Origin of the sequence: Clostridium sp. LIBA-8841 (assembly GCF_034439435.1) — a bacterium.
Classification (GTDB): Bacteria; Bacillota; Clostridia; order Clostridiales; family Clostridiaceae; genus Sarcina.
The window spans coordinates 89,924-101,898 of record NZ_JAPCKJ010000001.1 but is presented as its reverse complement, the minus strand read 5'-3'; the positions used below and the strand labels follow the sequence as shown (position 1 = coordinate 101,898).

Annotated in this window: 5 protein-coding genes; 3 read left to right on the top strand and 2 right to left on the bottom strand. The window is 29.4% G+C overall.

Annotated features, from left to right (window positions below; translation table 11 throughout):
* The first annotated feature begins 945 nt into the window (after positions 1 to 945).
* On the top strand, positions 946 to 5,697 hold the full coding sequence (locus OIF33_RS00335) for a discoidin domain-containing protein (RefSeq protein ID WP_322502233.1): 4,752 nt from the start codon (positions 946 to 948) through the stop codon (positions 5,695 to 5,697).
* A 252-nt stretch (positions 5,698 to 5,949) separates the two neighbouring features.
* Here OIF33_RS00335 and OIF33_RS00330 read toward each other — a convergent pair whose 3' ends face one another.
* The gene (locus tag OIF33_RS00330) at positions 5,950 to 7,005 is read right to left on the bottom strand and encodes a transaldolase family protein (RefSeq protein WP_322502232.1); all 1,056 of its coding nucleotides are present in this window, start codon (positions 7,003 to 7,005) and stop codon (positions 5,950 to 5,952) included.
* Positions 7,006 to 7,293: 288 nt separating this feature from the next.
* On the bottom strand, positions 7,294 to 7,758 hold the full coding sequence (locus OIF33_RS00325; protein WP_322502231.1) for a transcription elongation factor GreA: 465 nt from the start codon (positions 7,756 to 7,758) through the stop codon (positions 7,294 to 7,296).
* Positions 7,759 to 8,172: 414 nt separating this feature from the next.
* On the opposite strand from OIF33_RS00325, the gene OIF33_RS00320 reads away from it, so the two are divergent.
* Both OIF33_RS00320 and OIF33_RS00315 read left to right on the top strand, forming a co-directional pair.
* Positions 8,173 to 10,179: an FAD-dependent oxidoreductase gene (locus OIF33_RS00320; RefSeq protein WP_322502230.1), complete on the top strand. Its 2,007-nt coding sequence runs from the start codon at positions 8,173 to 8,175 to the stop codon at positions 10,177 to 10,179.
* Between the two features lie 850 nt (positions 10,180 to 11,029).
* A complete protein-coding gene (locus OIF33_RS00315; protein WP_322502229.1) occupies positions 11,030 to 11,821 on the top strand; it encodes an Ltp family lipoprotein in 792 nt (263 codons plus the stop codon).
* Positions 11,822 to 11,975: the final 154 nt, after the last annotated feature.

Below are 11,975 nucleotides of genomic sequence, written 5' to 3'. Positions count from 1 at the left end.
ATTTTTCTTGATTTTGAGCATTAAGATTATAGGCATCTACTTCTATAGGTTCATTACCATCAATACTTATGGCATAAATACCTAAATCATTATCTTTTTTACCATAAAGCTCTATTTTAGTTCCTTTAAACCTTAATTCAAAAGAAGGAGCTTCTCCATTTACCCATCTATTTTTATTTGTCCAATGTTCAGTTCCGTTATAATCAATAGAAGCTCTATCAGCTACCCAACCTTCTGAAAAGTTAAATTGATTTAAGCCAGTACCTTTTTCAGAGTCATCAATAATAGTTGTTACTTCTTCAGTATCTAAAGAAGTATTTTTTTCTTTAGCTTGAGTTTGTAAAGTTCCAATTGGAAGTAGAGAACAACACATAATAAGTGTCAATGAATTACTTAACAGCCTAGTGAATTTGTTTTTAAATTTCATCATAATAAACCCCTTACTTAAGTATTTTTAGAAATATAAATTCTAAGAGTTGTAAAAAATAAAGTTTTCTTAGAACTTAGTAAGCTTAAAAATAGTCTTTTAACTGATTTTGATTTATCCTCCTTTCTTTTAAAATCTATTTACAAAATATTATAAGATAATATTATAGATAATAAAACAGTTATTATATAATTTGTAAAATATTACATATAATTATTTTTTATAAAATATAATCATGAATTTTGTATTTAGATTAATTAAGAATGGTATAGTAATTAATATTTAAAATTACTTATTAAAAATTTTATAATAGTTGAATTGAAAAAGTGGTAATGATATAATTACAGTATTATTACCAATAAATGGAAATAGGGCGGTGAATTTTAAAAGGGGGTGTAAAATTCAATAAAGTATTTTAGAAAGTAAGATATATTTGAGGAAATAAATCTTAGGCTACTTATTAATAGGAAAGTATATTAAAAATATTTTTCTAAAATTAAAAGGGGGAGAAAAAAGAAATGCCGGGTAAAAAATTTTCAAAAAAAACTTTATCCTTAACCTTAGGGCTTAGTGTTGCTTTAACTAATATTGCACCAATGGCAGTACTAGCAGAAGGAAATGAAAATAATGGCGATGTTGTTGCTAGTAAGAGTAATGATAAACTATTCATTGGAAACGAATTCATTTCAAGAGAGTTTTCAATTGTTGATGGAAAGGTATTAACAAGGGAAATAGAAAATAGTAGAGCCAATACTAATATAATTCCACAGGCTGGCTCAGAAGACTTTGTTATAAACACAATAAAACCTGAACTAGAAAATCCAGAGCCTACTTTACCTACAGAGGTTTTACAAAGAGATAATTGGAAAGGAACACTTTCTGTTCAAAATGGAACTGAGTATCCTCAAACAGATATTACTAAGCTATTTGATGGAGACAAAAATACTTACATCGATAGTTATAGAATAACTGGATACCCAACATCATTGAAAATTGATTTAGGTGAAGTTCAAACAATATCTTCTTTTTCATACTTAAAACGTCCAGGATATACTGATGCTAATTATGGTAAGAATGGAACAATGGGAGCATACAAGCTTTATGTAAGTGAAGATGGGGTAAATTGGACAGAGGCAGGTGAAGGTGAATTTACTGCAGAGGATTATAATCTACATCAAGAAGGAAATCTACACAATGTAGGTGATGTGGTTTATGGAAATTTTGATAAAACCTATGAAACAAGATATATAAGAATCGATCAATTATCAGATGCTTTAGGAAATACTCAAGAATTTTCAGGAGCAGAAATAAACTTATATTCTGATAAATATGTTATTCCAGAAACTTCAAAAACAGAAATCAAGTCTAGTGATTTAACAATAGATGTATCTACTACAAAGATAGAAGACATTGAAAATGGTAAAAAGCTTACTATTTCATATGAGCCATATGAGATTTTTGGAACAGAATATAACATTGATATGGTAACAGTTCTTGAAGGTGATGATCATTATATGAGATCATTCCTTGAGATTATAACTGATAATGAAGAAGCACAAATTGATTATATTGATTTAGATAACTTTGTACTAGATGATAGTATAAAAGACACAGTTTGGTCACATCCAGATTTAAAAGATGTATCTTCAATGTGGATTGGTAAGAATGAGTTAATGCTTGGACAACCTATTTATGCAAATGGTATGTTCTTTGGTTCAGAATTCCCAGCAGCAGATACAGATGTAGTAAATGATGAAATGCAAATAAGATATTATAGTGGTAAGACTTTTGAACAATTAGAAAGAGATAACCAGTTAACTACAGATGGGAAATTTGTATCATGGCAAAATGTTGTTGGGGCAGCAGAGGGAGTAGATACAGATGTTGTACAAACAGACTTCTTTGAGTATATTTCAGAAATAGCTACACCAACTGAGTTCAGAAAACAATATAACTCATGGTATGATAACATGCTTACAATTACAGATGAGAGTATTTCGAAGTCTTTCTATGGTTCTGAAAAAGGATTAACTGAAAATGGAGTAGAGCCAGTTGATTCTTATGTTGTTGATGATGGATGGCATAACTATAGAGATCCAGAGTTTAATCCTAATATATCAACAGCAGAAGCTGGAAATAGTATGAACAGAACTGATTTCTGGGAGTTCAATGATAAATTCCCAAATGAGTTATATACATCTACAGAGTTAACAAATAAATTCCAATCTAAGTTTGGATTATGGCTTGGACCTCAAGGTGGATATAACTACTTTAGTGGTTTTGCAAGATATCTAGAAAAAATGGGAACTGGATATGCCCAAAATGATTACTGGACTAATGTTTGTGTAGGTTCAGATAAGTATGTAAAGAATTTAACAAGTCTATTCTTAGATTATCAAAAAAGATTTGATATAGACTATTGGAAATTAGATGGATTTGCACTTAGACCTTGTACAAATTCAAATCACGACCATATGACTGGCGGACATAACAATATGTATTATACAACAGATTTATGGGAAAAATGGACTGATGCTTGGGATACAATGCGTGCAAGTAGAGCCGAAGAAGGAAAAGGATTATTTATAAATGCAACTTGCTATGTTAACTTAAGTCCATGGTTACTTCAATGGGTAAATACTGTATGGGTACAAGATTCAGGTGATACTGGTCATGCTGGAACTGGTTCAAGACATCAACAAAAAATAACTTATAGAGATAATGTTTATTACAATCTTTATAAGTCAAACCAAGTTCAATTCCCAGCAAAAAATATATATAACCATGATCCAATATATGGAGTATCAGATAGTAGTTCAGCAACTACAGAGGATTTTAGAGACTTCTTATTTGCAAATGCAGTTCGTGGAACAGCATTCTGGGAATTATATTATTCACCTTCAATAATGGATGATGAGAAATGGCAAGTAAATGCTGATGCTTTAGATTTTGCTGAGAGTAATGCTCATATTTTAGAAAAAGCAAAATTGTTTGGTAATAGAGCAACTGAAGGGGTTTATGGATATTCTGCATGGAATGGAAATGAAGGAATAGTTTCATTTAGAAACCCAACTGGAGAGACTAAAGAATATACTTTAGAATTAACTGATATAGTTGGAGTTCCAAAATCAGTTTCAAACTTAAAAGGAAATCAAGTATTACCATATGTTGTTGGAGATGCTGGTACAGTATCTTATGGAGATAGCATAACAGTAACTTTAAAACCATATGAAACTAGAATACTTCAATATGGTAAAGTAGATAATGAAGAGGCAGAAATAGTTTCTGCAAAGGTAACAGGAGAAAGTGAAATCACTATAAAATACAATGATCGTGTTGAAAATAGTGAGGGAGTTTACTCTGTTGAAGGAGCAGAAGTGGCCGAATCTAAGTTATTAGATGATTATAGAACTATTGTTATAACTACTAATGAAGCTTTAGATAAAGAAGTAACTTTAAATGTTAATGGAGAGAGAGATGCTTTAGGTAATTCATTAACAACAAGCTTAACAATTCCTGTTTACCAAAATGGAAATGTTGCATCAATAGTAAATGGTGATGAATTAATTGGCGGAGAAAATATAAATAAAAAATACAATGGAAACTCAGATACTTATTTCTTAGACATGAATAAGGAATATGAAGTTGATACAATTAATAGCTTTGAAGGAACAACTGACTTTGCAGTGACTATGGCAGTTGATACTACATCAACTAATGTAAATTTATTAAGTCAAGGGGATGACATTAAGTTATCAATTGATGAAGATGGATATGTAAACTTTAAAGTTAAAGATTTAAATGTTAACTCTAAGTCAGAGGTAACTACTGTGGTTGAAAAAGCACATGGAACTTTTGGAACAGACCAATATGTTCCAACTTCAACAGAATCAACTTTTGTTGGTAAAGTTAATGATGGAGAATTACACCATATTTCAGCTGTTAGAGAAGTTAATGGAATGCTTAAGATTTATATTGATGGAGAATTAATAAATTCTGTATATGACAAATCAATTATAAATCAAGAAATAAGCGGTGGAACTATTAAGGTTAGTGATAATAACTTTAATGGAATTATAGGAGATATTCAATTAAGAAATAGCTCTGTTTATTATGATGAAGCAAGAGAAATAGCGAACTCATATGAAGGATCAGATGTTATAGAATATAACAAAGAGAATTGGGAAGCAAGTGCTTGTTCAGAAATGAATCCACCAAGTGGTAATGATGGTCCTGCATCATATGCTATTGATGGAAATGAGGCTACTTTATGGCATACAAATTATCGTGGAGCTGATAATCATAGTGGAAAACACTGGCTTTCTGTTGACTTTGGAGAAGAAATAGAGTTTGATACTGTAAATGTATTATCTCGTGGAAAAGGAACAAATGGTTCAATCAAAGGCTATAAATTAGAAGCTAATATAGGTGGAGAATGGACTGTTGTTAAAGAAGGCGAGTTCACTGATGGAGTTAGAGAAAAAATAGAATTAGATGAGGCAATAAAAGCTAATGGAATTAGATTAACAGCCATGTCTACATTTAATGGACAAAACTTTGCAGCTATAAAAGAAATAAGTGTTACTAAGAAGGATAGAGCTGCTACTACTGAGGAAATCAATGAATTAAAGGCTTTAGTAGAGGATATCAATGAAGCAGATTATACAAAAGCTTCTTCAGAAAGATATAATAATGTAGCTAATAAAGTTAGTGCTTTAGATGTAATAAACTTCTCACAATTAAGTGTATTAAGAAATAAACTTGAAGAAGCACAGGCTGGATTAGTTGAAGCTAGAGAGTTAAATGAATTATTAGTTGAAGCTTCTAAATTAGTATCTAGTGATTACACAGTTGAAAGTTGGACTGCCTTTGAAGAAGTATTAAATAATGCAAAGGCATTAAACAATGATATAGAGACTACTAAGGAACAAGTTGATGAGATTACAATAAATCTAAAAGCGGCTATGGAAGCTCTTGAAACTGTTGGAGGAGAAGAGATAGTAGTTAAACCAGTTAGAAACTTTGATTCTTCTGAAATTAACAAGAAAAACGTAGTTGCTACTTGGGATGTTCCTGAATCAACTAAAGGATTAGAAGGATATGTTCTTTATAGAGATGGTAAAAAGGTTGCTGAAATAGGATCTGAAGAAATATCATATAATTTTAGCGGGTTAAGTAGACATACAATCTACAATTTCAAGATTGCTGCTAAATATTCTAATGGAGAGCTTTCAAGCAAAGAGAGTATAACATTAAGAACTGCTAGATAATAAGATGGTTAATTAGATTTTAAAAGATAAAATTTAATTAGGTATATAGGAAGAGTCACCACACCTAAAAGTGTAGTGACTCTTTTACTTTTGGCTCAGTTTTAGGTAAATGTTGATTTTTAGCTAGTCCTTCAGACTTAGCTTAATTTTAAGTGAAAATCAAAATTTTCAATTTTGTATTTTGAAGTTATACCTTTGAATGAAATGAAAAGTTGTAAGTTCAAAATAATTACTGAAAGTCTTTAAGGAAACTTACTTAACTATATAAGTACGAATTAATTTTACAAGCTCATCATATCCATTTAAGAATTGGTTCATAGTTCTTAAAAAAGCACCATAATGCTCGAATTCTTCAGGTTTTAAGCCATCTTCATAATAAGCTTTTCTAAATTCTTCCAACTTTAAAAGTTCATTTAAAACTTCAGGAGCTACATCCTTATCCATGTAATTATCCACTTTAATATCTAATTCATTAAAAATATTTTGGTACTTAGTAGTTATTGTTAAAACAATATCTCCACCTATAAATTCTGTAAAATGATAATTATTACGGAAGGCTGCAACTAATAGTTTAGTGTGGTATCCTCTTTCCTTATATAGTTTATAAGTATTTTTACAAGTAGTAACTCCAGCTAAACCTAGAATTTCAGGATCAATATCTATATTGTGTTCTTTAGTATAATCCTTTAAATAATCGTCTAAACGACCAACCATAATTGTACAAACCGGATGCATGTGATCAATTGAAAGTCCTTCTTCAAGACGACGATTTAATCCACGCTCAACAGCTTCTGCTACTGCAATAGCTTGAGGACAAGTAAAGGAAACGGTTGCATTGATACTTACGCCAAGGTATGTTAATTCTTCAAAGGCTTCTATTCCAGCTTTAGATGCTGGAAGTTTTATTTGGGAATTTTCTATAACATTTGAGAGTTCAAGTCCTTGAGTTATCATTTTTTCTTTATTTCTGTAAAATTTTGCATTAGTTTGAAATGAAATACGACCACGTTGTCCATTGCTTTCTTTAAATTGAGGATATAAAAGTGAACCAGCTTTTTCACCTAATAATTTTATTATGATCCATGCAATTTCATCCTCAGTAGCAGTAGGATTGTTTGATACCACTTCTTTTATAGTGGCATCCCAGTCATTTAATTCTTTTTTTAATACATTTAGAACTATGACAGGATTAGTTGTGGCACCTGAAGCACCATTTTCAACTGCTTGTCTTAATTCTTCATAGGAACAAGAATCGTTCCAAAATTCAGTTTGATAAAAAGTTTTTGTTACTTCTAATAGTTTTCCCATAATTCATCCACCCTTTTTATTTATATATTATTTAATTAGGATATTTGTATAATAAAAATAATTATACAAGTATATTTTAAAATTTAATATAATTAAAATCAATATTAAAATACAACAAATACCCATAATAACACTATAATTTAACGAAAATATGGGTAACTTTTGGGTGCTGTTGAGTAACTTTAATAGAAGCCAGATATTTATATTTTGGGTGTTGAATTTTTTATATAAGGTTTTATATAGTAAAAAAATCTAGTAAATAATATTATTCACTAGATTTTTTATTAATTATAATATTTCTAATACTTCTACAGTATAGTTTCCACCAGGTGCTTCAACTTCAACTATATCTCCAACTTTTTTACCCATTAAAGCTTTGCCTAAATCTGACTCAATGCTTATACACATATTTTCTAAGTCTAAATCTAATGTAGTTACTAAAGTAACTATATCTTCATCATCATCTTCAATGAACTTTATTCTGGCTTTACTATTAAGTCCTAATACTGATTTATCAACTGATTCATCCTCAACTATAATAGCAGTTGAAATCATTGTTAAAAGATATTGTATTCTATTATCATTTTCTCTATAGTTTCTACATGCCTCTTTATACTCAGCGTTTTCTGATCTATCACCATGGGCAGCAGCCTCAAGTTTCTCTTTTGCAATTTTTGCCCTAACTACGGACATTCTATAGTCTAATTCTTCTCTTAACTTTTTAACGTTTTCTTCTGTCAAATAATTGTTCATAGTAAAATCTCCCTTAAATGAAATACTTTATTTTATCATTATACAACATTTACATAAATTTTAAAGATATTATATAAGTAATATTGAATTTTATAAAGTTTTAAGAAGTGAAAATAAAAGTTTGGGGGATTTTATTTAAAAATATATATTAGAAAAAATTTTACTTACCAATAAGCAAATTCTAAAAGAATATTGATTTACTAAAGTTAAATTTAATTTTAAATAAGAAGAAAGGAATATGTTTAATAGATTGAATAGTTTTTTTAATATATTTATAAAATAAAATCTTCACAATAAGATTTTTATATTTTGGTCATATGTAGCTTATTTGACAAAACGTTTACATAATGATAATGTCAAATTATGGTCGATATAGCTATACTTTTAAAATTTATAGTAAGGGAAGTGTTTGTTATGAATAAGAATTATAGCAAGTTATTTGAGCCGTTGAAAATAGGAAAGGTAGAGATACCTAATAGATATTCCATGGCACCTATGGGGCCAGTTGGTTTTGCTACTGAGGAAGGGGCATTTAATCAAGCTGGAATAGACTATTATGTCGAAAGGGCTAGAGGTGGCACAGGGCTTATAATAACAGGAATATGTAATGTTGAAAATGAAATTGAGCCATTAAAAAGACCATGCATACCTTGTGTAACAATGAGTCCATTTCATTTTATTCAAAGCGCTACTGTTTTAACAGAAAGGGTACATGCTTATGGAAGCAAAATATTTTTACAGTTAACAGCTGGTTTTGGACGTGCTGGAATACCAAATTTAATAGCAGGTAAGGCTGTTGCACCATCAGAACAGGAAAATAGATGGGACCCTAATTTAATACATAGAGAATTGACTATTGAAGAGATTAAAACTTATATAGAAAAATTTATAGAATCAGCAGAAATTGCTAAAAAAGCAGGTTTTGATGGAGTTGAAATACATGCTGTCCATGAAGGATATTTATTAGATCAATTTACAATAGCTTTTTATAATAAACGTAAGGATGAATTTGGAGGAAGTTTAGAAAATAGATTAAGATTCCCTACAGAAATTATTAAGGGAATAAAAAAGGCTTGTGGAGAAGGTTTCCCAGTTTCCTTAAGATATTCTCTAAAGAGTATGATTAAGGGATTAAGACAGGGAGCTCTTCCAGGAGAAGACTTTGTTGAATTAGGACGTGATTATGAAGAAGGATTAGAAGCTGCTAAATTATTAGTTGAAGCAGGATATGATTCTTTAAATGTGGATGTAGGAACTTATGATTCATGGTATTGGAATCACCCACCAATGTATTTTGAAGAGGGATTATATAGAAAGTTTGGTAAAATGATTAAAGAAGTTATAGATGTTCCTATAATACTTGCAGGTAGAATGGATGATCCAGATATAGCTTTAAGTGCTTTAGAAAATGAGGAAGCAGATAGCATAAGTTTAGGAAGACCACTTCTTGCAGATCCGTATATTGTTAAGAAAATAAGACTTAATAAAATAGATGATATAAGACCTTGTTTATCCTGTCATGAAGGATGTATGGGAAGAATAGCAAAGGTAGGATCAATATCCTGTGCTGTTAATCCGGCATGTGGAAGAGAAGTTACTTATGGAATAAGTAAAGCAGAAAATTCAAAGAAAGTTTTAATTATTGGAGGCGGAGTAGCAGGACTTGAGTTTGCAAGAGTAAGTGCATTAAGAGGCCATAAGGTTGATTTATATGAAAAATTAGATAAATTAGGAGGAAATTTAATACCAGGAGGAGCACCTAACTTCAAAAGAAATGATCACAAGTTAGTTAAATGGTATGAAAAAGCAATAAAAGATGCTGGTGTTAGAATATTTATGAACTCTGAAATAAAGAAAGAAAATATAAATAGAAATAATTACGATGTTGTGGTAATTGCAACTGGTTCAACACCAATAATACTAAATATTCCTGGAGTTAATAGTGAAAATGTAGTAACAGCTGATAAGGTATTATTAAATCCAGAGCTAGCAGGAGAAGAGGTAACTGTTGTAGGAGCAGGATTAGTAGGATGCGAAACAGCTTTATATTTAACTAAGATGGGTAAAAAGGTTAAGATAGTTGAAGTTTCAAAGGAAATCTTAGGGGGAGAACATAGCATGCCTTTCATGAACTATGATATGCTTAAGGATTTATTAGCCTTTGAAAATGTTGAAATTAAAACTGAAACATCAATTGAAGAAATAAAAGAAAATATTGCCATTGTAAAAACTAAAGAAGGCAATATAGAAGAAATAAAATCAGATACTGTAATTCTTGCAATAGGATATAAGCCAGATAGAAAGTTATATAATGAATTGAAGATGAATTTCGAAGATATATATCTTCTTGGAGATGCTAGAGAGGTCCATAATATTATGTATGCTATATGGGATGCTTACGAAGTAGCAAGAAGTATTTAAAAATTAGAAAAAATAGCAGTAGAAATCATACTTAAAGAGAGAATGATTAATCAATAACTCAGTATAAAGAGTTATTGGTATTAGCATAATAAGCAATGTTAATTATCAAAATTAATATTACAAAAAAGTAGAGGTATATTATTAAATTGATATATCTCTACTTTTTTTATTAAATTTTTCTTAATATAAGAATTACATTTAAGTATAGCTAAATATAAAAACGAATAATAATGATTAGTAATGAAAAGTTAGAAATATATTAGAGGATGAAGTTTTTCAATGGAAAGAGATTTTTAAGAAGAGAAAATAAAGATATTACTATTAAATGAGTTCATCGTAAATGAGTATAATGAAAAAAGAAAAAATACTATATAAAAAATGAAAATTTAGTGAAAAAATATAACTCAATATAGTAAAATTTGAATATATATACTTTAATTTTGAACATTATTAATAGAATTTAAACTTAATTTGAAGTTGATTGACTTATAAATATAAATATGTAAATATGTACTAGTAAAAAGATGGAAATGGAATTTTAATGTTAATATTTTATTAAAGAAAAAACTTTAAATTGTTAAAAAAATTCTAAATTAATAGGGATAATATTTTTTATTTATAAACTTAATAGTATCTGTGAGAGTAATAGCTAGTATTTTAAAATTAGATATTTATAGGGGAACAGGTATCTATAGGTTAAAAACTTTATTAAGGTTTAGTTAGGGGAAACAATAAAGAAAATAAAAATCTAAAGCACATAAAAAAATGAATGAGCAATATTAAGTTTTAAGTAAAGAGTAAAATGCCTATAAAATATAGAAAATTAATTATAATAAGGGAGAATTGTGTAATGGCGAAAATGACAAAATGTAAAAAATGTTCTAAAGAAATATCACCTAATGCTAAGGCTTGTCCAGAATGTGGAGAAAAAAATAAAAAGGCAATATACAAAAGACCGTGGTTTATAGTGGTAGCAGTCTTTATAGTACTTGGATCAATAGGTGCAGCAGGTAGTGAGGATTCCAATACACCAAGTAATGAAGCTGGACAGGAAGTTAGCCAAAATCAAAATACAGAACCTAATCAGAAGCAAGAAACAGAAAATAGAGAGAATCAAGAAAAAGAAACTAGCAATGAGCAAGATACAGAAAAAGATGTTTTAGCCGAAAAGAAGAGTGATGAAAATGTTCCAACAGAACATAAATCTGCATTAAAAAAAGTAAAAACATATAGCAATACAATGAATATGTCTAAAGCAGGATTATACGATCAGTTAACATCAGAGTACGGAGAGAAGTTTTCAGAAGAAGCAGCTCAATATGCTATAGATAATGTAGATGCCGATTGGAACAAAAATGCATTAAAAAAAGCAAAAACATATAGTAAGACTATGAGTATGTCTAAAGCAGGTTTATATGATCAATTAATATCAGAGCATGGAGAAAAATTTACAGCGGAAGAAGCTCAATATGCAGTAGATAATGTAGAAGCAGATTGGAAAGAGAATGCATTAAAAAAAGCAAAAACATATCAAGAGACTATGGCAATGTCTCCAAGTGCAGTCTATGATCAATTAGTATCAGAGCACGGAGAAAAATTTACAGCAGAAGAAGCACAATATGCTGTGGACAACTTAGACTAAGCTATTATTAATTTAAATAGTAGCTATTAGTTTTATATAAAACTAAATGCTTGTAGAAAAGGATTTATATTAATAATTGAAATAATGGAATATTTAAATCAACTAATTGAAGATAAAATCATTATTATAGGATAGGTTTCATTATAAACTTATA

Excerpts from the sequence above, each read along its gene's own strand:
- OIF33_RS00315 (WP_322502229.1), top strand. The coding sequence starts at position 11,030 with ATGGCGAAAATGACAAAATGTAAAAAATGTTCTAAAGAAATATCACCT.
- OIF33_RS00325 (WP_322502231.1), bottom strand. The coding sequence starts at position 7,758 with ATGAACAATTATTTGACAGAAGAAAACGTTAAAAAGTTAAGAGAAGAA.
- OIF33_RS00335 (WP_322502233.1), top strand. The coding sequence starts at position 946 with ATGCCGGGTAAAAAATTTTCAAAAAAAACTTTATCCTTAACCTTAGGG.
- OIF33_RS00320 (WP_322502230.1), top strand. The coding sequence starts at position 8,173 with ATGAATAAGAATTATAGCAAGTTATTTGAGCCGTTGAAAATAGGAAAG.
- OIF33_RS00330 (WP_322502232.1), bottom strand. The coding sequence starts at position 7,005 with ATGGGAAAACTATTAGAAGTAACAAAAACTTTTTATCAAACTGAATTT.